Below are 23,890 nucleotides of genomic sequence, written 5' to 3'. Positions count from 1 at the left end.
ATAGAAAGACGGTCCGCTCCGGCCGATGCCATCCGCACAGCGCCCGGCAGGCGGCCCGTGCCGGACCCGGTGACCGGCCGACCACGGCCGCGGCCGCTGTGCATGAAGTGCTCCGGGCAGGGGATCCGTGAGTCCCGGCCACGCCACAGGAGGTTCCATGTTCGACGGGTTCACGCTGACGCGTCGCGAGGGCGACGGGGTCCGGCTGCGGGTGCGTCACGGCGGCAGTGGACCCGCGGCGCTGCTCCTGCATGGGCACCCGCGAACGCACTCCACCTGGCACCGCGTGGCCCCGTTGCCGGCGGCGGCGGGTCACACGGTGGTCTGCCCCGACCTGCGCGGTTACGGGGAGTCCGAGAAGCCCCCGACCGACCCGAGCCACAGCCCGTACTCCGAACGCGCCATGACCGGCGACTGCCTGGCGGTCATGCGCGGCCTCGGGCACGAACGGTTCACCGTCGTCGGGCACGACCGGGGCGCGTACGTGGCCACGCGCCTCGCCCTGGACCACCCGGAAGCCGTGTCCGCCGTCAGCGTGCTGGACGCCGTTCCCGTCGGGGAAGCGCTATGGCGCTGTGACGCGACGTTCGCCGCGAGTTGGTGGCACATCTCGTTCCGGTCGACGGTCCACGCCGAGCGTCTCCGTTTCGCGGCACAACCCAGGACAGCCGTCCGCTTCCCCGGCACCGGGGAGCGGGAGTCGACGAGCCACAGCGACCGAACCCGCCTCCCCGACAGGGTCGCGCCCGGCGAGGAGTACCGCGACGTCACCGTCTCCTACCGCCTCGCCACCCGGCTCACCGGGCCGGAAGACGCCGTGCCGGAAGACGAAGGGAGCGGCTCGCGCTCCGTCGGCCTGCCCTGAGGGCCCAGCGCCTCGGCTGACCCCAGAAGCGTGACTGCCGGCCCGTGGAGTGCGCGCGCACCCTCCTGAGCAGGCTGTCGGACGGTCCTCCACGACGCCGGGCGACCTCGTCCGCGTCGACCGGGCCGCCGCACGGGGGTACTGACAGGGACCCCCAGGGCCCGCGCCGTCTCCCTAGGCCGGCCGCATGGACAACCGGGCCGAAGTGAGCGCGTTCCTCAGGTCCCGCCGTGACAGGATCACGCCCGAGCTGGCGGGACTGCGGGTGTACGGGCACCGTCGGGTGCCCGGGCTGCGCCGGGGCGAGGTCGCGATGCTCGCCGGGATGAGCGTCGAGTACTACACGCGCCTGGAACGCGGCGACCTCGGCGGAGCCTCCGACAGCGTCCTGGACGCACTCGCCCAGGCCCTGCGGCTCGACGACACCGAACGGGACCACCTCTACGCCCTGGCCCGTGCCGCGAGCGCGACCCCGGCCCGGGTCCGAAGTCGCCCGAAGAAGGCCACCGTAGGGCCCAGCGTGCTGCGCATCATCGAGGGCCTGCGCGACCAGCCGGCGTACGTGCGCAACAACCGCATGGACATCCTGGCCGCGAATCCGCTCGCCCGCGCCCTGCACTACGAGGCGTTCGAGCAGAAGCCGGCCAACACCTGCCGGTTCGTCTTCCTCGACCCCCGCGCCACCCGGCTCCACCCCGACTGGGAGCGTGTGGCCCGCGACGGAGTCGGCGTGCTGCGGGTCGAGGTCGCCAAGAACCCGTACGACCGTGAGCTGTCGCACCTGATCGGTGAGCTGTCCACCCGCAGCGACGCCTTCCGCACGATGTGGGGAGCGCACCACGTGCACGTCTTCACCGAGGGAACCAAGCGGTTCCACCACCCCGCGGTGGGCGCGATGGAGCCGGCCCACGAAACTCTGGACCTGCCCGGTGACCAGGGGCTGTCCATCACCGTGTACAGCGCCGATCCCGGCACCCGGGCCGCGGACGCTCTGAAGCTCCTGGCGAGTTGGGCGGCCACACAGGACGAGGCCGCGACGCGGGCCCACACCGAGAGCTGACGCCGGACACGCACTGTCCGCCCGGGCCCCTGCCCGCGGGCGGGCAGCACACGCCGCGCGGTTCCCGCACGAGGGGGTCCCTGCTGTCACCCCTCACGAGCGTGACTGCCTGCCGGGCCGGGCGGCTGGTTCCGTGGAGTGCGGCGGGCCTGCAGGGATCGGCCCGCACTCCACTCGGCGCGCATGCCGCTCAGCCCGAACGCCTTCGGACGACCGGGCCCGCGCCACCTTGCTCGAAAGGACCGTCAGTGAGTTCCCCCTCGTCCACGAAGCCGGACACCTCGTCCGCGGCGCCGCCCACGGGTGACGGCGGCACGGCAGTGCCTGCCGGGAAGGTCAAGCTGCCGCCGGTGGTGTGGCTGCTGGGCGCCGTCGCGTTCATCATGGGCACCAGCGAGTTCATCGTCTCCGGCCTGCTGCCGCAGATCTCCGGCGCCCTCGCCGTCAGCGTCTCCAGCGCCGGGACGCTGATCACCGCCTTCGCCGTCGGCATGATGATCGGCGCTCCGGTGATGGCCCTGGCGACCCAGCGCCTGCCGCGCCGCTCGGCCCTGGTCGCCGCACTGCTGGTCTTCGCCGTGGGGCACATCGTCGGCGCGCTCAGCCCGAACCTGACCCTCGCCCTCGTCGGCCGCTTCGCCTCCGCGCTCGGCAACGGCACCTTCTGGGCCGTGGGCGCGGTGGTGGCGACCGCCGCCGCGGGACCGGCCGCCAGCACCCGCGCCATGGGCGTGATGGTCGGCGGCACCACGCTCGCCAACATCGTCGGCGTCCCGCTCGGTACGGCGGCCGGCCAGCTGACCGGCTGGCAGGCCCCCTTCTGGATGCTCGCCGCTCTCGCCGTGATCGCCGCCGCCGTGATCGCTCGCCGGATCCCGGCCGACACCACACGCGCCGACACCTCCCTGCGCGCCGAGGCGACCGCGCTCAGGCATCCGCGCCTGTGGCTGGTCTACCTGGCCATCGCGCTCATCCAGGCCGGCATCATGGCCGCCTACAGCTACGTCGTCCCCCTGCTGACCGACCGCGCCCACCTCGCGACCGCCGTGGTGCCGCTGGCCCTGCTCGGCTACGGCGTCGGCGCCCTGGCCGGTACCACGGTCGGCGGACGCCTCGGTGACCGGCGCCCCTACGGCACGCTCATCCCGGCCACCGCCCTCACCTCCGCGCTTCTCGGCGCCCTCACCCTGTGGGCGACCGACAGCGTCGTGGCCGTGGCCCTGGTGGTGCTGCTCGGCGGAGCCGGCTTCGCCAACAACCCCATCGTGGTGGGCGAGGTCGTCCGGGTCTCCGGAGCCGGCCGGTCCCTGCCCATGGCCCTGGCCACGTCCGCCTTCCAGGTCGGTATCGCCTCGGGCTCCTGGCTCGGCGGCATCGCCCTGACCTCCGGCCTCGGTCTCAAGGGCCCGTCGCTGACCGGCTTCGCCTTCGCCCTGGCGGCCCTGCTGCCGCTCGGCCTGCTGGCCGCCTCCCACGGCAAGGCGGAATCAGCCGACTGACCTGGCCGGCAGCGGATGCGCAGGGCCGGCGGAATCAGATCGGGGAAGTGCGCGGGGTTGCGTACGGCCGTGGCGCGCAGCGTGCCGTCGCCGAACAGCGGGGCCGCACGGTGTACGACGGTGCGTTCCGAGATGCCCAGGACGCGGCTGACCGTGCGCCAGGACGCAGGCGTGGCGGCCGGCAGCGCGGCGGCGATCCGGCTGTCCGTTTCGTTCAGCTGGTGGCGCACTCTCTCCATGGATGAAGATCCGATGTCCTTCTTCCTCAACCGGAATGGTCAATTCTGGCTCAGATCCTCGTTCCGGCCTAGAAACGTCTCAGGGGGACCGAGACGAGAGAAAGCAGGTGGGGCACGATGACCGCTGGTAGCGGGCGCACGATCGTGGACACCGACCGGGGCAGGGTCAGGGGAATCGCGGAGGGTGAGGCACTCTGCTTCCGCGGGATCCCCTACGCGGCGTCGCCGGTCGGCGAGCGTTCGCGCCACCGCGGGCGCACCCGGGCTGGACGGACGTGCGGGAGGCGGCACAGGCCGGCCCGTCCGTGCCGCAGGCGGCCTCCCGGCTGGAGCGGGTGCAGGGGCGGCGCACACCGGACTGGAACGAGGACGGCAGCCTGACCGTCAACGTCTTCACCCCACGCCGGGCGCCGGCGGACGGCACGGCCCGACCGGTCCTGCTCCGGTGGCACGGCGGCGGCTTCACCAGCGGTTCCGGCGGCTGGGACTGGTACGACGGCGGTCGCCTCGCCGCTCTGGGCGACATCGTGGTCGTCACGGCCAACTACCGGGTGGGACCGCTGGGTTACCTCTACCTGCCGGAGATCGGCGCCGCCAACCCCGGCTCCCAGGACCAGGCCGCCGTCCTGCGCTGGGTGCGGCACAACATCGCCTCCTTCGGCGGCGACCCCCGCACGGTCACCGTCGGCGGGCAGTCCGCCGGAGCGTACTCGGCCCTGTCGCTCGCGCTCGATCCCGGGACGAACGGATCCATCGCCCGGGTGCTGCTGCAGAGCGGCCCCTTCGGCCTGGACCCGCAGCACCCCCACCAGGCCGCCGAGAACGCCGACGCCTACCTGCGCCTGCTGGGCGTCCCGGCCGGCGCCGACCCCGCCGAGCCCCTGCGCGCGCTGCCGGCCGAGCAGTTGCTGGACGCCTACGGTCGGCTCTCCGCGCAGCTCGCGGCTCCGGGCGGCGCCGCCCCGCCGATGTATCCGGTCCTCGGGGCACCCGGTATGCCTCGTACCTGGCAACGGGCCCTCGCCGACGGTGCCCTGGCGGGCAAGGCGCTGCTGATCGGTACCACCCGCGACGAGGCGACGGCGTTCTTCGCCTTCGATCCCCGCATCCAGAACCTCACCGCCGCCACCGCGCTGGACCTGCTCACCGCCCAGGTCGGCCGGGAGGCCGCCCAGGACGCCTACCAGCGGCACGCCGCCCGGCTTCCGCAGGCGACTGCGGCGCAGATCTTCACCGCCGTGCAGACCGACGGACTCTTCCGCGACGGCTCACTGCGGATCGCCGACCATCATGCGGCCGGCGGCAACACCACCTGCGTCTACCGGTTCGACTACGCCCCCGCCGACGACGCGTACGGCCTGGGTGCCACCCACTGCGCCGACCTGCCCTTCCTCTTCAACACCTTCGACGCCTACCCGGACAGCCCCGTCCTCGCCGGTGCCGGAGAAGCCCAGCGCGCGTTGGGCCGCGAATTCGCGACCGCTCTCGCCCGGTTCGTCGCCGCCGGAACGGCCGGTGACTGGCTGCCCTACGCTCCCGCGACCGCCGCCCGCATCCGCCACTTCGGCTGAGGGAGGAGAGCGGACAGCGGCCGTGGACGGCTCAAGAGGGCGGCGACCGCGGCAGGTCGGCCGCCCCGCCGGTGCCCGCATGCGGCCCGGCCCCTCGGGGCGCCGGGGGCCGGGCCGTTGCCGTGGATCAGGCCGGAGTGATCTCGACCGGCAGCTTCTTGATGCCGTTGACGAAGTTGGAGCGGACCCGCGGGACGTCCCCGGCCAGTCTGATGTCCGCCAGACGGGGAATCAGCTCCTCGAACATGATGCGGATCTCCGTGCGCGCCAGCAGGTTGCCCAGGCACAGGTGGGGGCTGCCCTTGCCGAACGTGATGTGGTCGTTGTTCTGCCGGGTGACGTCGAAGTCGTAGGGATTGCCGAAGACCTCCTCGTCGCGGTTGCCGGAGGCGAACCACATGACGACCTTGTCGCCCTCCTTGATGTGCTTGCCGCCCAGCTCGACATCGCGCGTGGCGGTGCGGCGGAAGTGGTAGACGGGAGAGGCCCAGCGCAGGAACTCCTCCACCGCCGTCGGGATGAGGGAGGGGTCCTCCTGGAGGCGGGCGAGCTGTTCGGGGTGCTGGATGAGGGCCAGCATGGAGTGGGTGATGGTGTGGCGGGTGGTCTCGTTGCCGGCGACGACCAGGAGCAGGAAGTAGTTGTCGAAGTCCTGCGGGGACAGGGGAACGCCGTCGACAAGGCGGAGGCGTCCTGCTACCACCACCAGCACGTGGACCGGCCGGGGGAGGGGCTGACGGTCACCGCACGCGCCGCCGACGGGACCGTCGAGGCCGTCGAACTCACCGACGGGGGACCGGTGTTGGCCGTGCAGTGGCATCCCGAGGACACCGCGCACGAGGACCCGGTGCAGCAGAGTCTCTTCGACGCGCTGGTGCGCGCCGCACGCGCGACGCCCTGACGACGGCCGCGGGGGCGCGGGGCCGTGCGCCCGGCGCGGCGCCGGGCCGGGACACCACCGCGCCGGGTCAGCCCTTGGCGCGTCGTCCGCTGCGGCGCGGCGTCGGGGACTCACCGTTCAGCAGCGACCTGCGGCGGTCCTCGCCCTCCTCCTCGATCTGCAGGACGACACGCCGCAGCCCGTCGGCGAGGCCGCGGCACTCCGCGTCGGTCAGCCGGGCGGTGACGAAGGCCTCCTCCTCGTTGAACGCGGGGAACACCCGGCGCATGAAGTCCTCGCCCTCCTCGGTGAGGGACAGCAGGACGAGCCGCCCGTCGGTGGGGTGACCCGCGCGCCGCAGCAGCCCACGCGACTCCAGCGTGCGGGAGACACCGGTCAGCGTGCCCTTGGAGATGCCCGCCTCCTCGGCCACGTGCCGGGTCTCGGACTCGCCCCACACCCACACCACCCACAGCACCACGAAGGCGGTCCAGGTCAGGTCCGAGCCGCGCAGTACGGAGTTCTCCAGGTGCTGGCGCACGGCGGACGCGGCCCGGTAGATGTTGGCCACCGCGGCCATCTGCTCGCGGCGCAGGGGGATGTCGCCGAGCTTCTCCGCGGCGAGCTTCTCCGCCTCGCTGATGGACCGCTGGCTGGGCACCGTGGCTCCCTCACGTCGTCCCTGGATCGCGGGCCGGCGATCGTTCGGTACCAAATTGTACGGGGAGAGATCCACACGCGGGGGCCGGCGGTCACCGTACGACGCGCCACCGGTTGTCGGCCGTGCCGTCGTCGGGCGCCTGGACCACGAAGGCGCCGACAGCACCCGACCCGTTCTCCACGGCGAGCAGCTTCCCGCTGTGCGCGTTGCGGATCAGGACGGTGCCGTCACCCTGGTCGAGCAGCGTCCACCGGTGGTCGGCGGTGCCGTTGTCCGACCACTGCAGGACGGTGGCGCCGTCGGCCGTGGACATGTTCAGCACGCCGAGCACCTTGCCGCTGTGGACGTTGCGGAAGCGGTAGGCGTCGCCGTCGGGGACCATCTCCCAGTCGTGGTCGGCCGTTCCGTTGTCGCTCCAGAGCAGGGCGCGACCGCCGTCGGCGGTGGACATGTCCTGGATGCCCAGCACCAGACCGCCGGCCGCGTTGGCGAGGCGGACGGAGCGCGGGCCGCCGGTGTTCCAGTAGACGGTGTAGTTGTGACCGTGCGCGTCGTGGAAGGGCCCGAGGCCGACGGTGCCGCCGTTCGCCGTGGCGGTGAAGGCGAGCGCGGTGGAGCTGGTCCGCCTGATCGATGAGGTGTCGAGGGCGGGCAGGGAACCGAGGGCCGTGTCGCCGTAGTCGCCGGCCAGGACGACCGGGCCGTAGGTGACCGCGGAGACGTTCGGGTCGTCGTTGGCCGGCCGCAGCGCGGTGCGCATGGGCAGCCGCACGGTGACGGTGTCGCCGGAGGCCCAGGTCCGGTTGAGGGTCGCGTAACTCCCGGCGGCCGCCGTGATGTTCTGCGCGACGCCGTTGACGCTGACGCCGGCCCCGGTCGTCCAGCCGGGGATGCGGATGCGCATCGCCCAGGTGCCGCCCACCTCACCGGTGACGCGCAGCGTCGTGGTGTCGCTCGCCGGGTACGAGGTGGTCTGTGTGACGGTGATGCCACGCTCGGTCCACGTGAGCACCGACGGCACGAACAGGTTGACGGTGAGCGTGGTGCCGGAGCGGAAGTAGACGGAGTCCATGAGCCGGGTGTGGATCTCCACGCCCGTGCCCTGGCAGCACCAGAAGGTGGTGTAGTCGGTGCTCCAGGTGCCACCGCCCCACGCCGGGCCGACACCGCGCCGGCCTCCGGGCCTCAGCGGGGTGAAGTAGGTGATGTGCCCGTGGGGGTCGGCCGGGTTCTGGTTGCCGATGATGTGGTTCAGCCAGGCTTGCTCGTAGTAGTCGAACAGCGCGGCCCGGTCCGGCGTCAGCGTGAACAGTTCCCTGGTGAGGGTGAGCATGTTGACCGTGTTGCAGCTCTCGCAGGTGTCGTCGGCCAGGTAGCCGGCGATGGCGTTCGGGGCGCGGAAGTGCTCGGCCTGGCTGTTGCCGCCGATGGCGTAGGTGTGGGAGCCGACGCAGTGGTTCCAGGCGTTGGTGGCGATGTCGCGGTACCGGGTGACGCCGGTCGCCTTGTACTCGCGGACCGCCCCGATCCACTTCGGCACCTGGGTGTTGGCGTGCAGCCCGGCCAGCGCGTCCTGGTTCGCCGCCAGCGGGTCGAACACCGCGGCGTGGTCGAAGCGCTGGGCCACGGTGAGCCACCGGGCGTCACCGGTCTGCCGGCAGAGGTCGGCCAGGACCGCGTTCATGCCCCCGAACTCGGTGCCCAGCACCGCCTGCATCTGCGCGGTGGTCAGCCGGCCGGTGCGCGCGTCGACCCAGCCGGCGAGGGCCAGCAGCACGTCGCGGGCCTGTGCGCTGCCGAGGTGCCGCCACACGTCCAGCAGACCTGACATGGTCTTGTGGACGGTGTAGTACGGCACGTTGCCGTTCCGCAGGGTACCGGCCTCCAGCGCCGTGAAGTCGGACTCGGGGTAGCCGGAGAGGTAGCCCGCGCCGAAGCCCGCGGCACCGTTGTTGGCCTGGCACTTGGCCAGCTCCGCCACCATGTACAGGGCCTTGTCCCGGGCCGCCGTGTCACCCGTCACCGCGTACAACTGCGCCCAGGCGGTGAGGAAGTGGCCCTGGACGTGGCTGCGGAACGGGAAGGTGGGAGCGTCCCAGCCGCCCGTCGCGGCCGCGCCGCCCGTGGACAGGCGGTGGTTGGCGCGGAAGGTGTACAGCAGCCGGTCGACGTCGACGAACCGGAGATAGGCGGCGGTGCGGTTCTGGTTGTCCAGCCACCGGCTCGCGGTCAGCCTGACCTCGCCGAGGTCGAAGGGCAGCGCCTTGGTCCCGATGTCGGCGCGGACCGGTGGGAGGGCCGCCGCCCTCGCCGCGGTGCTGCCGAGCAGGGGGCCGGCGGTGGAGCCGGCGACCGCGGTCCCGGCGAGCTGGATGAGCCGTCTCCTGCTGACGAACTGGGGCATTCTCGGCCTCTCGTAGGGGGCGGACGAGGAGGAAGGACCGGTCGCCGGTGCGAGGCAGGCCCGTCGCGTACGGGCCGCTGTCAGAGGGATGCTGGGGACGCGGCCGTCGTGCCCGTGAGCCGCATGAACGGCGTGCGGCCAGATCTGTTCGTGATTTCGAACGGTGTTCGCTGGGTCGTCGAGACCATAGTGGGGTGAATGACGGGCCGTCAACGGTGCCGACAGCATCAACGAGCCATACGATGCCGCCCGTTGCGCACGAGACGCCTCGTCCTGCGCCGGGTCCGACAGCACGGCGTTCGGCCCCCATGACTCGGCCGCACGACCCGGCGTGGGGTCGTACGGCCGAGAGGACGAGGCGCCCCGCGGGTCAGGACGCCGTGCACGCCCCGATCACGGGTGCGGCCGAGTTGCCGTTCTTCATCACCGTGAAGCCGAAGCTCGTCGACGCGCCCGCGGCGAGGCTGCCGTTGCCATCGGGTCGCATGGTCATGACGTTGCCGGTGCTGTCCCAGGTGGCCGGGGGGTGGGACGGCCTGCCGGGGACGGGGGTCGTGCCGTGGGGTGACGCGCACGGTGAGGGTGGCGGCCGGCCGGGGCGGCGTCTCCGGTGACCGTGCCGCTCTCGGGGGCCCGTGCGCCTCCCTGCTATCCGGGAGGACCACCGATCGCGTCACGGAACGTGGAGCAGGGCTACTCCGGCCTCCCATGGGTACGCGTGTGCGGCGCCCCCTCGCAGGCGCACCTGTGGGCAGCACCTGGAGAAGCAGTGGGAGAAGACATGAGGCTCCGCCAGTCGGCTCTGGCGCCGTTCCGGTGTTCCACACAAGTGCTGGGCGGGCGCTACCGCCTGGACGGGGTCATCGGCTCCGGAGGCGCCGGCGACGTCCACCGTGGCTTCGACCTGCGTCTCGAACGACCCGTGGCCGTCAAGGTCTTCCGCGACGGCACCGGTGACGACAGGGAGGGCGGGTTCCACAACGAGGCGGTGATCCTCGCCCGGTTGCGGCACCCCGGTCTGGTCACCGTCTACGATGCCGGCCGGCATGACGGACGCGCCTACCTGGTGATGGAGCTGATCGACGGTCCCACCTTGAAGGCGCGCATCGCGGCGGGGCCCCTGGCGCCGGGGGAGACCGCCGCCCTCGGAGCCGACCTCGCGCGTGCTCTGGCTCATGCGCACGGCGCGGGGATCGTCCACCGTGACGTGAAACCCTCGAACATCATCCTGGACGCGTCCGACCGCCCCCACCTGACCGACTTCGGTATCTCCCGGCTGCTTGACGCCACCACCCGTACCACCGCCGGCACACTCGTCGGCACGGCCGCCTATCTGTCCCCCGAGCAGGTGCTCGGCCGGTCCGTCGGCCCGTCCGCCGATGTCTACGCCCTCGGACTGGTGCTCCTCGAATGCGTCACGAGCCGACTCGAATACGACGGTGCTCCCCTGGAAGCCGCGATCGCGCGACTCCACCGGCAGCCCGAACTGCCCGACTCCCTCCCGCAGGAGTTCGCGGCCCTGCTGGGGGACATGACCGCCCTGGACGCGCAGGCCCGCCCATCAGCCGACGACTGCGTCCGGACGCTGGCCGCCCTGGCAGCCCAGGCCGAGTCGAACGGTCCCCGGCCCGTCCCGCCCCCGGCTGACGTGACGAGCCTGGTTCCCGAGCAGATACCGGCGTGGGAAGCCGACCCCACGCACCCCCATGCGTCGCACACCGCCGGCACGGCCGCACCGAAGGCCGTGCCCGCGCGCGGACGCCGCCTGGTCGCCGGTACGGCCGCGGCGCTGGCGGCTGCCGTGGCGGCCACTGTCGGCATGTCCGACGGACCCGCGCACCACGCAGCGCCCCGGGCGGTGAGCAGTCCGTCCGCGAAATCCGACGCACCGGGCACGTCCGCTCCCGGCCATGAGGCGGGGTCCGTTCCCGCCACGCCCTCCGCCCGGGAGGTCCCCGCAGGGCAGCTTCACGACCCGACCCCCCGTCAGGCCGCCGTCTCCGCCCCGGCTGTCCCCAGCCGGGAGCCGGCCGCCGGCACGGATGCCCACGGCACCACGGCCCCACCCTCACACCACACCGCACAGGGAACTCCAGGCAGTGGGGCCGCGCGGCCGTCGGACACGGCATCGCATGACAAGAGGGGAGCGGACCCGTCCAGCGAGCGGTCCCACAAGTCCCGGCGAGCTGAGGAGGTTCGCCAGAAGAAGGACCGGAAGAAGAAGGCGGACTGAGAGTTCGCCCTCGGCGACGCGCGTTCGGTCAGTCGCTGTCCCGGTAGGTCATGAACCAGTGGGTGTCGAAATTGCGGGCCATCGTGAACCGGTGGTGCGGGTCGACGAGGATGCGGCAGACGAACTCCGCGGCCTGGCAGTCGAAGGGGACGTCCTCGTCGACGAAGGACCGGACCACGACGGGCCAACGGTCGGGGTCGTCGCCGTCGGCCCTCCAGCAGTACAGGTCTTCATGCTCCGTGCCCGCCCAGACCAGCAGCCCGTCCTCCCTGAGATTCGTCCAGGGCTCCTGGTTCAGGTCCAGGTATCCGTCGAAGGCGCCTTCGCCGAACGTCTCGACCATGCGCTTGTAGTCGCTCGGCAGCGCGGTGCCCAGACGCGACTCCACCTCCGTCCAGTCCACGTCCGGCCGCTGGGCGGGCTGCGTCCAGCCCGTGATCCGTATGAGCCGCTCCAACCAGTCGACGTCCTCGTCCGCGTCGAAGGCGGCCGGCAGAGGTTCCGGCACCTCCCTGTGCGCGACCACCAGCACCGGCCGCTCGATCCCTTCGGCGTCCCGGGCCGTGCCCGTGCCGACCCACTGGTCCCCGTACGCCCATGCCCACATCTTCACGGCCCGGTTCTCGAAGGGGACGAGGAGCGCCGCGCCCCTGGAGTCGTCGACCGTCGGATCGGTGAAACCGTCGAGCACGAGGGTGCGCGGGGCGCCGTACCTGTCGGCGAGCAGGTCGGTCAGAACCTGCGGGACCAGATCGCTGGGCAGGTACATGTAGGCGTTCCCCGGGCCGAGCTGGGCCAGCAGGTCGTCGACGGCCGCTTGCGTGAGTTCCATGACGGACAGTGAAACGCACCGCACTGACAACGGAGGTGCGCACGGTGGCACACGGGGGTCACCGCGATGGCCGTGACGGCAGAGCTCCTTCTGTCCGCTCAGCCGTCCTGTGCCGCCAGCACCGCGACCGCGGGGATCGCCGCGAAAGCCTTGCGCGTGTGCTGGATGAGCGCCGTACGGTCCTGCTGTACGGCGTCCGACGAGGTCCATGTCTCCAGTGCGCGGTGCCAGGCAGCCAGCATGAGATCGAGCAGGAGGCGCAGTTCGATGTCGTTGGGGGACTGCCCGGCCAACCGTTCCGCCATGATCCGCACGACGTCCGCGGAGACCTCCGAGCAGTGGCGCAGGCTGTGCGCGGTCAGCGCCGGGGTGCGGTCGGCCAGGCTGCGGCTGGCCAGGAAGCGCCGTTCCCATCCGTCCGCCATCTGCTCCAGTGCCGTGAACAGCGCGTCCTTGTAGGCGCCGAGCAGGTGCTCGCCGGTCAGGGGCCGACTCTCGATGTCCGTGAGGTAGGCGGCCCACAGTTCCTTCTCCGGGGCCAGCGCCACGTCTTCCTTCGAACTGAACGTGCGGAAGAAGGTGCGCTTGGAGACTTCCACCGCATCGACGATCTCGTCCAGCGTGACCGTGGTGAAGTCCTGCGCGGTGAACAGCTCCAGGGCGGTGTCGACCAGAGCCTGACGGGTCCGCAGCTTCTTGCGCTCACGCAGTGGCAGCTCTCTCATGTCCTTCTGCACGAGCAAAGCCTAGCAGCCGCGTTTGCCTCTTGTGGGCTTATGCCACTCAGTGGCACTATCTCGCATCGTGAAGGCACTGACGATTGATCACTCAGCCCCGGGACACCTCGCGCTCACAGAGGTCGCCGATCCCGAACCCGCCGCTCACCAGGCCCTGGTCCAGGTCCACTCGTTCTCCCTCAACGCCGGCGAGGTCCACCACGTGGTCCCCGAGGGCGAAGCCGGCACGGTGCCCGGCTGGGACGCCGCGGGCGTCGTGGTCCGCGCAGCCGCCGACGGCTCCGGTCCCGCGGCAGGTACCCCCGTCGTCACCCTGGCGGCGGACGGCGCCTGGGCCGAACTGCGTGCCGTGGACACCAACCTGATGGGCACCGTGCCCGAGGGAACCGACCTCGGCCCGATCAGCGCACTGCCGGTCGCGGCGGGCACGGCCCTGCGCGCCCTGCACCGCATCGGCCCGATCCTGGGACGGCGCGTCCTCGTGACCGGCGCCGGAGGCGGCGTGGGCCGCTTCACCCTGCAACTCGCGGCCCGGGGCGGCGCCCACGTCACCGCGGTGACCAGCGATCCGGCGAAGGCGGACGCACTGCGCGCACTCGGCGCACATGAGGTCGTCACCGACCTGGCCGCCCTCCAGCACCTGGAACCGGTGCACGGCGTGGTCGAACTGGTCGGCGGCGCCCACATGGTCGCCGCTCACGGTGCCCTGGCCGAGAACGGCGTGCTGGTGGCCGCAGGCCACATATCCGGTGACGGCGAGCAGTTCCCCTACGGAGCCCTCTTCGGCAACGGCCGCCGCCACAACCGCCAGATCGCCACCTACTACCTGCTGGACGACGCCGTAGGACTGGGCGCCGACCTCACCTGGCTCGCCGCACTCACCGCCCGCGGCGAACTGGACCCGCAAGTCGCCCTCCGCGCCGACTGGGCGCAGGCGGCGCGGGCAGCAGCCGAACTCGCGGGCCGCCGCGTGCCGGGCAAGGCCGTCCTCGACGTCCACTGAACGGACAAGACGCCCCCGTGGTGGCGTGACCGGGGCGAGGAGCCCCTTGCTCACCGGCGTTCCGGAAGCAATGGGGGTCGCCGTGTCGCCGATGGTGCACGGGGGCGTCGCTTCGTGGGCACACAGGCCGACACCTCCGAGGAGAGACCCGCCAGGACGTGGTCGCCACGCGCCTCGCCGACTCCGGCCTCCTCGCCTGGCCCACCCCACCCTGACGGCGCACCGGAACCGGTCGGCCCGGCCGGGGAGGCGGGCCGTCGGCCGGGGCCGGAGTGGGCTAACGGTTCGCGATCTGCGGGCGGTCGCGGCGGGCGTCGTGGAGGACCGAGCCCCACCAGAGGAGCTGATCGAGCATGGCTTTGGCGGCGTCCTCGGGGCCCTGCGGGTCACGGAGCGTGCCATCGGGGGAGAAGAGGAGGTAGTAGCTGGGGAAGGCGACGTAGTCGCGCACGGTGTGGGCGTGCAACTCACCGAAGACCTGCCGAAGTTGCTCGATCGCCAGGAGACCGCCGCTGAGGCCGCTGTACCCGACGAAGCCGATCGGCTTGGCCTTCCACTGGGTGTAGTGCCAGTCGATGGCGGCCTTCAGGGACGCCGGGAAGCTGCGGTTGTAGTCGGGCGTCACGATGACGACCGCGTCGGCGGCGTCGAGCCGCCGGGTCAGTTCGGCCATGCCCTCGGGGCGCGGGAGGTCGGGCTGCAGGGCCGGCGGGGTGGGCGGCAGCGCGAGGGGCAGCTCGACGTCCGCCAGATCGATCAGGTCGATCGTGAACTCGTCGTGGCGCTTGGCCTGTTCGACGAACCAGTCGGCCACCACCGGGCCGAAGCGGCCCTCCCGGACACTGCCGACGATCACTGCGAGATTCAGTCGCGCGCTGGACATGGGTGTGCTTCTCCTACGGGGATCGATGCCGCCCCAGCCGGGGCCTGCGCTCCACGGTGGCGGACGGTCGGCGGACGAGGGAGGCCGGGCGGAGGGTGGTAGTGGCAGGGCCACGATCCGCCGGGGCGACCGGTGTTACGTTCGCGGGATGAGCGACAACGAGCTCGGCCTCTTCCTGCGGCTGCGCCGGGAAGCCGTGACACCGGCCGAGGTGGGACTGCCCGCCGGGCCGCGCCGCCGTACGCCGGGACTGCGCCGAGCGGAACTGGCGACGCTTGCCGGGGTGAGTGTCGAGTACGTCACCAGGCTGGAGCAGGGGCGGGACCGCAGGCCCTCGGTGCAGGTGCTGGCGGCCCTGGCGGACGCGCTGCTGCTCACCCCCGGTGAACGGGTCCATCTGCACCGGCTCGCCAAGGGTGCCGACCCTGGCTTCAGCTGCCGGGGCGACGCGGGACCGAACAGGGCGGTCAGGCCCACGGTGCGGGCGCTGCTGGAACGGCTCGAACCGGCGCCCGCCGTGCTGGTGAACCGGCTGAGCGAGATCCTGGCCTGCACGGACGGGTACCGGCGGCTGGCCGAACCGCTCGGCCTGCTGGACGGCGTCCGGCCCAGCCTCGCCCGCTTCGTCTTCACCGACCCGCGGGCACGCTCGGTCTACCCGGACTGGGACACGGTCGCCGACCAGCAGGTCGCGGCGCTGAAACAGGGGCCGGGGCAGACCGACGTCCATGTCGGCGCGCTGATGGACGAGTTGACGGTGTCCTCCGGAGAGCCGTTCGCCGGCCGGCTGCGGACACTGCCCGGGCTGCCGCGGGCGAACGGGGTGGTGCGCATGGTCCACCCGCAGGCGGGGGAAGTGCGGCTGGCGTACGAAACGCTCGGTCTGCCCGCCGACGACGACCAGCACATCGTCGTCCACCTGCCGGCCGACGACGCGAGCGCCGCCGCGCTCGACCGCCTCACCGGCCGCCGCCCCGGAGCCCTGCGGGCGGTCTGAGCGGTAGCGCCGGACAGAAGAGTCGACGAGCCGTTTCCTGCCGCCTGCCGCCTGCCGCCTGCCGCCTGCCGCCTGCCGTCCGCCGCTCGGCGGCCGGTCCAGGAACAGGAGGGCGGCGGGTTCCTGTGGGCGAGCGGGCGCGTCGCGAGCCCGGGCCCGCCCGCCCGTCGCCGAAAGGCCCCCGGCGTGGCCGTCGGCCACTGCATCACGCCCCCGGTCGCCCATGCGCCCCGGCGTAGCTGTCGGCCGCCGCGCCACGCCCCGGTCGCCCATGCGCCCCGGCGTGGCGTCGGCCACCGCACCACGCTCCGGACAGCCATGCCCCCGGCTCACGTACCGCCCCCGGGACCGCGGCGGTGGCGCGCGGGTGCGGTGGCGCGCGTATGGCGGCGCGTGTACGGCGGCGCGCGTACGTCGCAGCCGGTCCAGGCCGACGGCTTCCGGCTGGGTCACCTCTCCGACACCGCTGACCCGAACCGCCGGGTCCCCGCGGTACATCGGACTTCGGCGGCCCTTCCCCCGTCGGACCTCACGGCACCGTCACGCCCGCCGCGGTCGGCGGAATGGGCACTCGCGCGACGCTCGTCTGACGTTCCCCTGTCCTTGCCGCCCGTTCCTGCGCAACCCGTGCACAAGATGACGCAGTCCTGAACAGGCTTGCCTTGATCGGCTGTTGGCGGCCGAAGAGTCTTGAAGTCGGGAAACGGGACACCGCTCCTCTCCCGCCGCCGGCCCCTCCACACCGGACCGGCCCCCGCACGACCGGCCCCGCACGTCCGCCGCCCGGCATGCCCGTACCGAAGGAGTGTCACGTATGCACAGCACCCTGATCGTCGCCCGTATGTCGCCCGGGGCCAGTTCCGAGGTGGCGCAACTGTTCACCGCGTTCGACGCGACCGAGATGCCGCACCGGATGGGCACCCGGCGCCGCCAGCTGTTCACGTACCGGGGACTGTACTTCCACCTCCAGGACTTCGACGCGGCCGACGGAGGGGAACGGATCGAAGAGGCCCGGAACGATCCCCGGTTCATCAGCATCAGCAATGACCTGAAGCCCTTCATCGAGGCCTACGACCCCGCCACCTGGCGCTCCCCGGCCGACGCCATGGCCTCCCGTTTCTACTCCTGGGAGGCCTCCATATGACGGCGCGCCGCGTGGTCGTCACCGGCGTGGAGGTCCTCGCGCCCGGCGGGATCGGCACCAAGGACTTCTGGAACCTGCTCAGCGAGGGCCGGACCGCGACCCGGGGCATCACCTTCTTCGACCCCACGCCGTTCCGCTCCCGAGTGGCGGCCGAGATCGACTTCGACCCCTACGCCCACGGACTGACCCCCCAGGAGGTCCGGCGGATGGACCGGGCGGCCCAGTTCGCCGTCGTCGCGGCACGCGGCGCGGTCGACGACAGCGGCATCGACCTGACGGCGCTGGACCCGCACCGGGTCGGTGTCACGATCGGCAGCGCCGTCGGCGCGACGACCGGACTCGACGCCGAGTACCGGGTCGTGAGTGACGGCGGCCGGCTCGACCTGGTCGACCACACCTACGCCGTGCCCCACCTGTACGACCACTTCGTCCCCAGTTCCTTCGCCGCGGAGGTGGCCTGGGCCGTCGGCGCGGAGGGACCGGGCACCGTGGTGTCCACCGGATGCACCTCGGGCATCGACTCCGTGGGCCACGCCGCCGAACTGATCCGGGAGGGCTCGGCCGACGTGATGGTGGCGGGCTCGTCGGAGGCGCCGATCTCCCCGATCACCATGGCCTGCTTCGACGCCATCAAGGCCACCACCCCCCGCTGCGACGACCCGGCCACCGCCTCGCGCCCCTTCGACAGGACCCGCAACGGGTTCGTGCTGGGGGAGGGCGCCGCCGTCTTCGTCCTGGAGGAACTGGAGAGCGCGCGCCGCCGTGGCGCCCACGTCTACGCGGAGATCGCCGGCTACGCGACCCGCAGCAACGCGTACCACATGACGGGACTGCGCCCTGACGGTGCCGAGATGGCCGAGGCGATCCGCGTCGCCCTGGACGAGGCCAGGCTCAACCCGGACGACATCGACTACGTCAACGCCCACGGTTCCGGCACCCGGCAGAACGACCGGCACGAGACCGCCGCCTTCAAACGCAGCCTCGGCGACCACGCCCGTCGGACCCCGGTCAGCTCCATCAAGTCCATGATCGGGCACTCGCTGGGCGCGATCGGCTCCCTGGAGATCGCCGCCTCGGTCCTGGCCATGGAGTACGACGTGGTGCCGCCCACCGCCAACCTGCACACCCCCGACCCGGAGTGCGACCTCGACTACGTCCCCCTGCACGCCCGGGACCAGCTCACCGACGTGGTGCTCACGGTGGGCAGCGGATTCGGCGGCTTCCAGAGCGCGATGGTGCTCGCCGAGCCGGGACGGAGGCGGACATGACCGGCACCGCGGTGGTCACGGGGCTGGGCGTCGCCTCGCCCAACGGACTGGGCACGCCCGCGTACTGGGCGGCGACCCTGGCCGGCCGCAGCGGCATCGGCCGGATCACCCGCTTCGACCCCGGCCGGTATCCGGCCCGGCTGGCCGGGGAGATCAGCGGCTTCGTGGCCGAGGACCATCTGCCGAGCAGGCTGATCCCACAGACCGACCGGATGACCCGGATCGCCCTCGCCGCCGCCGACTGGGCCCTCGCGGACGCGGGCGTGCGCCCCGGCGAGCTGCCCGAGTTCGACATGGGCGTGGTCACGGCGAGCGCCTCCGGAGGCTTCGAGTTCGGCCAGAACGAACTGCGCAAACTGTGGAGCCAGGGCAGTCAGTACGTGTCCGCGTACCAGTCCTTCGCCTGGTTCTACGCCGTCAACAGCGGCCAGATCTCCATCCGCAACGGCATGAAGGGGCCCAGCGGCGTGGTCGTCGGCGACCAGGCCGGGGGCATCGACGCCCTCGCCCAGGCCCGCCGGCAGATCCGCCGGGGCACCCGGCTGGTCGTCTCCGGCGCGGTGGACGCCTCCCTGTGCCCGTGGGGATGGGTCGCCCAGCTGGCGGGCGGCAGACTGAGCACCGGTGAGGACCCCGACCGGGCCTACCTGCCCTTCGACCGGGCGGCGCGCGGGCACGTGCCCGGCGAGGGCGGTGCCCTTCTCGTCCTGGAGGAGGCGGAGGCGGCCCGCGCCCGGGACGCGCACGTCTACGGCGAGATCGCCGGGTACGGTGCCACCCTCGACCCGAAGCCGGGCTCGGGACGTCCTCCCGCACTGCGCAAGGCCGTCGAGATCGCCCTCGCCGACGCGGGGGCGGACGCCGCCGACGTGGACGTCGTCTTCGCGGACGCGGCAGGCGATCCCGGCCTCGACCGGACCGAGGCGGAAGCCCTCACCGCCGTCTTCGGCCCCCGGGGCGTCCCCGTGACCGCTCCGAAGACCATGACCGGACGCCTGTACTCCGGCGGGGCCCCGCTCGACGTCGCCGCCGCCCTGCTCGCCATCCGGGACGGCGTCGTGCCGCCCACCGTGCACAGCGATCCGGCACCGGAGTACGACCTCGACCTCGTCCTGGACCGGCCGCGCACCCTGCCCGTGCGCACCGCCCTGGTGCTGGCCCGCGGCCACGGAGGCTTCAACTCCGCCCTGGTGGTCCGCCGCGCCGCCCGGTAGCCGCGCCGGTCCACCGTCCCCTTCCCGCGCCTCATCCTGCGTGCCGCTTCCCTCCCTGAACTCCGATTCCCTCCCCGAACTCCGCTCACCACCCCGAGTTCCGCTTCCCACCCCGCGAAAGGACCCTCCGTGGCCACCGACGTTTTCACCCCCGACGCGCTCCGGCGCATCCTGCTGGAGGCCGCCGGCGCCGACGAGACCGTCGACCTGGACGGTGACATCCTCGACACCGACTTCACGGCCCTGGGCTACGAGTCCCTGGCACTGCTGGAGACGGTCGGCCGGATCGAGCGGGAGTACGGCGTCTCGCTCGACGACGACGTGCTCTCCGAAGCCCCCACCCCCCGGACCCTCGTCGACCTCGTCAACGAGCGGCTCTCGGCCGCTCGGGCCGCCTGAGAGGGGATCACCATGACGAGCGAGACCACCGAGACCACCGAGACGACCGGAACGCCCGAGGAACCCCGCACACCCGGGCCGAGCGCACCGGTCGCGCTCGTGACCGGCGGTACCAGCGGCATCGGGCTGGCGGTGGTGCGGCTGCTCGCCGCCGGCGGACACCGCGTGTTCCTCGCGGCCCGCGACGCGGACCGGGTCGCCGCGACCGTGAAGGAACTGACCGCCGAGGGACTGGAGGTGGACGGCACCGCCTGTGACGTCCGGGACCGGGCCGCCGTGGAGCACCTGGTCCGGGCCGCCGTGGACCGCTTCGGCACCATCGACGTCCTCGTCAACAACGCGGGCCGGTCCGGCGGCGGTGTCACCGCCGACATCGAGGACGCGCTGTGGGAGGACGTCCTCGACACCAACCTCACCAGTGTCTTCCGGGTGACCAGGGAGGTGCTCAACGCCGGCGGCCTGCGGCACAAGTCCCGCGGCCGGATCGTCAACATCGCCTCCACCGCCGGGAAGCAGGGCGTGGTCCTGGGCGCCCCCTACTCCGCCTCCAAGCACGGCGTGGTCGGCTTCACCAAGGCACTGGGCAACGAACTGGCGCCCACCGGCATCACCGTGAACGCGGTGTGCCCCGGATACGTCGAGACGCCGATGGCCCAGCGGGTCCGCCAGGGGTACGCCGCCGCCTACGAGACCACCGAGGAGCAGATCCTGGAGAAGTTCCGGGCGAAGATCCCGCTCGGCCGGTACTCCACCCCCGAGGAGGTCGCGGGACTGGTGGGCTACCTGGTCTCCGACACCGCCGCCTCCATCACCGCGCAGGCGCTCAACGTCTGCGGCGGACTCGGCAACTTCTGACCCCCTCCCGGGACATCGCCGTACCCGCTGCCGGTCGTACTCGCCGTCCGCCGTGCCCGCCGCACCCACCGCATCCGTCGAGGAGACACCGCCATGACGACCCGCGAGGTCGAGCACGAGATCACCGTCGGCGCCCCCGCGCCCGCCGTCTACCGGCTGCTGGCCGACGTCGCCCAGTGGCCCCGCATCTTCCCGCCCACCCTCCACGTCGACCAGGTGGAGCGGGGCGAGGCCGAGGAACGCATCCGCATCTGGGCGACCGCCGGAGACGGGGCGAAGAGCTGGACGTCCCGCCGCACCCTCGACGCCGACGCGCTGCGCATCACCTTCCGTCAGGAGATCACCGCACCGCCGGTGGCCGCGATGGGCGGCACCTGGATCGTCGAGCCGGTCTCGGACGACACCGCCCGGGTACGGCTGCTGCACGACTACCGCGCCGTCGACGACGACCGCGACTCCCTCGACTGGATCGACCGGGCCGTGGACCACAACAGCCGCACCGAACTGGCCGCGCTCAAGGACAACCTCGAACGCGCCCTCAACTCGGAGGAGTTGACCTTCTCCTTCACCGACAGCGTGACCGTCGCCGGCGCCGCCAAGGACGTGTACGACTTCGTCAACGACGCGGGGCTGTGGCCCGAGCGGCTGCCGCACGTCGCCTCCGCCCGCCTGACCGAGGACACCCCCGGACTGCAGACCCTGGAGATGGACACCCGCGCCAAGGACGGCTCGACGCACACCACCAAGTCGTACCGGGTGACCTTCCCGCACCACCGCATCGCCTACAAACAGGTCACGCTGCCGGCCCTGCTGACCCTGCACACCGGGCTCTGGACCTTCGAGGAGACTCCGGAGGGTACCGTCGCCTCCTCCCAGCACACCGTGACCCTGAACCCGGACAACCTGGCCGTGCTCGGCCCGGACGCCACCGTCGCCGACGCCCGCGCCTACGTCCGCGGCGCGCTGAGCGCCAACAGCCTCGCCACCCTCGGCCACGCGCGCGCCTACGCCGAAGGGAAGGCCTGACCGTGGCCGAGGCCCGGCTGGACACCCAGGCCGTGGTGGTGGGCGCGGGGCCCGTGGGCCTGCTGCTCGCAGGCGAACTGCGACTCGGCGGTGCCGAGGTCGTCGTACTCGAACGCCGGCGGGAACCCACCACCGAGTCGCGGGCCTCCACGCTGCACGCCCGCACCATGGAGATCCTCGACAGCCGTGGTCTGCTCCCGGGCCTCGGCGAGCCGCCGCGGCAGCACCGCGGACACTACGCCGGGATCCCCCTCGACCTGACCCTGCCCGGCCCGTACGCCGGGCAGTGGAAGGTCCCGCAGTACGACACCGAACGGCTGCTGGAGCAGTGGGCGCGCGACCTCGGCGCCGACGTCCGGCGCGGCCACGACGTGCACGCCGTCACCGCGGATTCCGCCCCCTACGTGGAGACGGTGGCCGAGGGCCCGGGCGGCGCCCTGCGGGTGCGCAGCCCGTACCTCGTCGCGTGCGACGGCGAGGACAGCACCGTACGCCGGCTGCTGGGCGCCGCCTTCCCCGGGCACGAGGCCCGGCGGGAGCTGGTCCGCGCGGACGTCGCCGGCGTCGAGGTGCCGGACCGGCGTTTCGAGCGGCTGCCCGACGGCTTCGCGGTGGCGGCCCGCCGCGCGGACGGGGTGACCCGCGTCATGGCCCACGAGTTCGGCGTACCGCCCCGACGACGCGCCGGCGCAGCGGAGTTCGCGGAGATCGCCGAGGTGTGGAAGCGGGTGACCGGTGAGGACATCAGCGGCGGCACCCCGCTGTGGGTGAACGCCTTCGACGACACCAACCGTCAGCTCGACCACTACCGGTACGGCCGTGTCCTGTTCGCCGGGGACGCCGCCCACCGTCAGCTGCCCATCGGCGGCCAGGCGCTCAACCTCGGCCTGGCGGACGCCTTCAACCTCGGCTGGAAACTCGCCGCGCACGTCACCGGCCGCGCCCACCCGGACCTGCTCGACACCTACCACCGCGAACGGCACCCGGTGGGCCGGCGCGTCCTGGCCGGCATCCGCGCCCAGGCGCTGCTGCTGCTCGGCGGCCCCGAGGTGCAGCCACTGCGTGAGCTGATGACCGAACTGATCGCCCTGGAGCCGGTGCGCGCCCACCTCGCCGGACTCATCAGCGGTCTCGACGTCCGGTACGACGTCGGCGGCCCCGCCCACCCCCTGCTGGGGGCACGCCTGCCGCACCTGGACCTCGACACCCCCGGCGGGCGCACCAGCACCACGGAACTGCTGCGGGCCGGCCGCGGACTGCGGCTCGGCGGCCCGCACGGCGGGCCGGGCCCCGGCGCCGACGGCCCCGTGCTGGTACGCCCCGACGGCCATGTCGTACGGGCGGGACCGCAGCGGGCCGACGACGAGGCGGCGGCACGCGCCCGCTGGTTCCCGGCCGGCGCCACCCTCCCCACCACGGAAGGAACACCATGCCCCTGATCTCGCCCGACGACGGCCACCTCACCGTCTTCAACCTGTTCGAGACCGACACCCGCGCCCTCCAGGACGACGTCCTCGACGCGATGCGCGACATCATCGACCACGCGGACTACCCCGGCTGGATCTCCTCCACCCTGCACGCGGGCATCGACAGCCCCGGCACCGCCAACTACATCCAGTGGCGCAGCCTCGCCGACCTCGAAGCCCGCTACCAGGGTCAGAAGTTCCAGCAGAAGACCGTGCCGCAGTTCCACGAACTCGCCCGCACCGTACGGCTGTTGAAGGCGGAGCTGGAGTTCACCCAGCATCACCCGGGGCTGGGCGACGGCATCGAGATCTCCCCCGACCGGGACGACTACACCGTCCTGATCGTCCTCGACACCACCCCCGACCGGCAGAAGGAACTCCTCCACACCCTCGCCAAGCCCGACGAGTGGATCACCACCGTGCCCGGCTACCGCTCCCACACCTACTTCCGCGGCCTGGACGGCACCTTCGTCGTCAACTACGCGCAGTGGGACAGCAAGGAGCTCTACGACGCCTTCCACCACCTCCCCGAGGAACAGCGCCCGGCGGACGTCCGCGCCGGACGGGTCCGCGCCCGGGAACTGGTCACCGGGCGCCAGGCCAACACCTACCGGGTGACGCACTCGCGCTCCGCGAAGGGCTGAGGGAGGGGCG

Annotated in this window: 20 protein-coding genes and 2 pseudogenes; 16 read left to right on the top strand and 6 right to left on the bottom strand. The window is 72.6% G+C overall.

What is annotated here, in order from left to right:
• Positions 1-157: 157 nt before the first annotated feature.
• From ACH4LD_RS14805 to ACH4LD_RS14790, 4 genes are all read left to right on the top strand, one after another.
• Positions 158-865, top strand: coding sequence for an alpha/beta fold hydrolase (locus ACH4LD_RS14805; protein WP_398055097.1), 708 nt, complete (start codon positions 158-160; stop codon positions 863-865).
• Positions 866-1,052: 187 nt separating this feature from the next.
• Complete coding sequence (locus tag ACH4LD_RS14800) at positions 1,053-1,925, top strand: helix-turn-helix transcriptional regulator (RefSeq protein WP_398055096.1); 873 nt, start codon at positions 1,053-1,055, stop codon at positions 1,923-1,925.
• 248 nt (positions 1,926-2,173) lie between these two features.
• Complete coding sequence (locus tag ACH4LD_RS14795) at positions 2,174-3,424, top strand: MFS transporter (protein WP_398055095.1); 1,251 nt, start codon at positions 2,174-2,176, stop codon at positions 3,422-3,424.
• 514 nt (positions 3,425-3,938) lie between these two features.
• Positions 3,939-5,234: a carboxylesterase family protein gene (locus tag ACH4LD_RS14790; protein WP_398055094.1), complete on the top strand. Its 1,296-nt coding sequence runs from the start codon at positions 3,939-3,941 to the stop codon at positions 5,232-5,234.
• A 127-nt stretch (positions 5,235-5,361) separates the two neighbouring features.
• Here ACH4LD_RS14790 and ACH4LD_RS14785 read toward each other — a convergent pair.
• Positions 5,362-5,910, bottom strand: a pseudogene (locus ACH4LD_RS14785) (cytochrome P450); the annotation flags it as partial.
• On the opposite strand from ACH4LD_RS14785, the pseudogene ACH4LD_RS14780 reads away from it, so the two are divergent.
• Positions 5,911-6,135: pseudogene (locus ACH4LD_RS14780) on the top strand (gamma-glutamyl-gamma-aminobutyrate hydrolase family protein); the annotation flags it as partial.
• A 67-nt stretch (positions 6,136-6,202) separates the two neighbouring features.
• Here the strand turns inward: ACH4LD_RS14780 and ACH4LD_RS14775 are convergent.
• Positions 6,203-6,775 (bottom strand): MarR family winged helix-turn-helix transcriptional regulator, encoded by a 573-nt coding sequence (locus tag ACH4LD_RS14775; protein WP_398055093.1) that lies wholly within the window; start codon positions 6,773-6,775, stop codon positions 6,203-6,205.
• A gap of 91 nt (positions 6,776-6,866) precedes the next feature.
• The gene (locus ACH4LD_RS14770) at positions 6,867-9,179 is read right to left on the bottom strand and encodes a beta-L-arabinofuranosidase domain-containing protein (RefSeq protein ID WP_398055092.1); all 2,313 of its coding nucleotides are present in this window, start codon (positions 9,177-9,179) and stop codon (positions 6,867-6,869) included.
• Positions 9,180-9,960: 781 nt separating this feature from the next.
• Between ACH4LD_RS14770 and ACH4LD_RS14765 the strand changes: the two genes are divergently transcribed.
• The gene (locus tag ACH4LD_RS14765) at positions 9,961-11,412 is read left to right on the top strand and encodes a protein kinase (RefSeq protein ID WP_398055091.1); all 1,452 of its coding nucleotides are present in this window, start codon (positions 9,961-9,963) and stop codon (positions 11,410-11,412) included.
• A 28-nt stretch (positions 11,413-11,440) separates the two neighbouring features.
• Here ACH4LD_RS14765 and ACH4LD_RS14760 read toward each other — a convergent pair whose 3' ends face one another.
• Positions 11,441-12,244 (bottom strand): hypothetical protein, encoded by an 804-nt coding sequence (locus tag ACH4LD_RS14760; protein WP_398055090.1) that lies wholly within the window; start codon positions 12,242-12,244, stop codon positions 11,441-11,443.
• 98 nt (positions 12,245-12,342) lie between these two features.
• Positions 12,343-12,981 carry a TetR/AcrR family transcriptional regulator gene (locus tag ACH4LD_RS14755; RefSeq protein WP_398055089.1) on the bottom strand — a complete coding sequence of 213 codons (639 nt, stop codon included), beginning with the start codon at positions 12,979-12,981 and terminating at the stop codon, positions 12,343-12,345.
• A gap of 67 nt (positions 12,982-13,048) precedes the next feature.
• On the opposite strand from ACH4LD_RS14755, the gene ACH4LD_RS14750 reads away from it, so the two are divergent.
• The gene (locus ACH4LD_RS14750; RefSeq protein WP_398055088.1) at positions 13,049-13,984 is read left to right on the top strand and encodes a zinc-binding dehydrogenase; all 936 of its coding nucleotides are present in this window, start codon (positions 13,049-13,051) and stop codon (positions 13,982-13,984) included.
• A 277-nt stretch (positions 13,985-14,261) separates the two neighbouring features.
• Here the strand turns inward: ACH4LD_RS14750 and ACH4LD_RS14745 are convergent, their stop codons facing one another.
• Entirely contained in the window at positions 14,262-14,867 is a 606-nt protein-coding gene (locus ACH4LD_RS14745) for an NADPH-dependent FMN reductase (protein ID WP_398055087.1), read from the bottom strand.
• 148 nt (positions 14,868-15,015) lie between these two features.
• On the opposite strand from ACH4LD_RS14745, the gene ACH4LD_RS14740 reads away from it, so the two are divergent.
• The 9 genes from ACH4LD_RS14740 to ACH4LD_RS14700 all read left to right on the top strand — a co-directional run bounded on the left by ACH4LD_RS14740 (position 15,016) and on the right by ACH4LD_RS14700 (position 23,880).
• Positions 15,016-15,864: a helix-turn-helix domain-containing protein gene (locus ACH4LD_RS14740; RefSeq protein ID WP_132784324.1), complete on the top strand. Its 849-nt coding sequence runs from the start codon at positions 15,016-15,018 to the stop codon at positions 15,862-15,864.
• Between the two features lie 814 nt (positions 15,865-16,678).
• A complete protein-coding gene (locus ACH4LD_RS14735; RefSeq protein WP_398055086.1) occupies positions 16,679-17,008 on the top strand; it encodes a TcmI family type II polyketide cyclase in 330 nt (109 codons plus the stop codon).
• Entirely contained in the window at positions 17,005-18,276 is a 1,272-nt protein-coding gene (locus ACH4LD_RS14730) for a beta-ketoacyl-[acyl-carrier-protein] synthase family protein (protein WP_398055085.1), read from the top strand. The genes ACH4LD_RS14735 and ACH4LD_RS14730 overlap by 4 nt, the downstream gene beginning before the upstream one ends.
• Complete coding sequence (locus ACH4LD_RS14725; RefSeq protein WP_398055084.1) at positions 18,273-19,490, top strand: ketosynthase chain-length factor; 1,218 nt, start codon at positions 18,273-18,275, stop codon at positions 19,488-19,490. Before ACH4LD_RS14730 ends, ACH4LD_RS14725 begins: the two co-directional genes overlap by 4 nt.
• A 129-nt stretch (positions 19,491-19,619) precedes the next feature.
• The gene (locus ACH4LD_RS14720) at positions 19,620-19,889 is read left to right on the top strand and encodes an acyl carrier protein (RefSeq protein WP_103815545.1); all 270 of its coding nucleotides are present in this window, start codon (positions 19,620-19,622) and stop codon (positions 19,887-19,889) included.
• 12 nt (positions 19,890-19,901) lie between these two features.
• Positions 19,902-20,744 carry a 3-oxoacyl-ACP reductase FabG gene (gene fabG, locus ACH4LD_RS14715; protein ID WP_398055083.1) on the top strand — a complete coding sequence of 281 codons (843 nt, stop codon included), beginning with the start codon at positions 19,902-19,904 and terminating at the stop codon, positions 20,742-20,744.
• 93 nt (positions 20,745-20,837) lie between these two features.
• Positions 20,838-21,770, top strand: a complete 933-nt coding sequence (locus tag ACH4LD_RS14710; protein WP_398055082.1) for an aromatase/cyclase — start codon at positions 20,838-20,840, stop codon at positions 21,768-21,770.
• Positions 21,771-21,772: 2 nt separating this feature from the next.
• Positions 21,773-23,209, top strand: coding sequence for an FAD-dependent monooxygenase (locus tag ACH4LD_RS14705; RefSeq protein ID WP_398055081.1), 1,437 nt, complete (start codon positions 21,773-21,775; stop codon positions 23,207-23,209).
• Positions 23,200-23,880 carry an antibiotic biosynthesis monooxygenase family protein gene (locus ACH4LD_RS14700; RefSeq protein ID WP_398055080.1) on the top strand — a complete coding sequence of 227 codons (681 nt, stop codon included), beginning with the start codon at positions 23,200-23,202 and terminating at the stop codon, positions 23,878-23,880. The genes ACH4LD_RS14705 and ACH4LD_RS14700 overlap by 10 nt, the downstream gene beginning before the upstream one ends.
• The last annotated feature ends 10 nt before the right edge of the window (positions 23,881-23,890 follow it).

Source organism: Streptomyces sp. NPDC017676 (assembly GCF_044329325.1).
Taxonomy (GTDB): domain Bacteria; phylum Actinomycetota; class Actinomycetes; order Streptomycetales; family Streptomycetaceae; genus Streptomyces.
The sequence above is the reverse complement of the archived record's forward strand: the minus strand, read 5'-3'. Positions and strand labels throughout refer to the sequence as shown.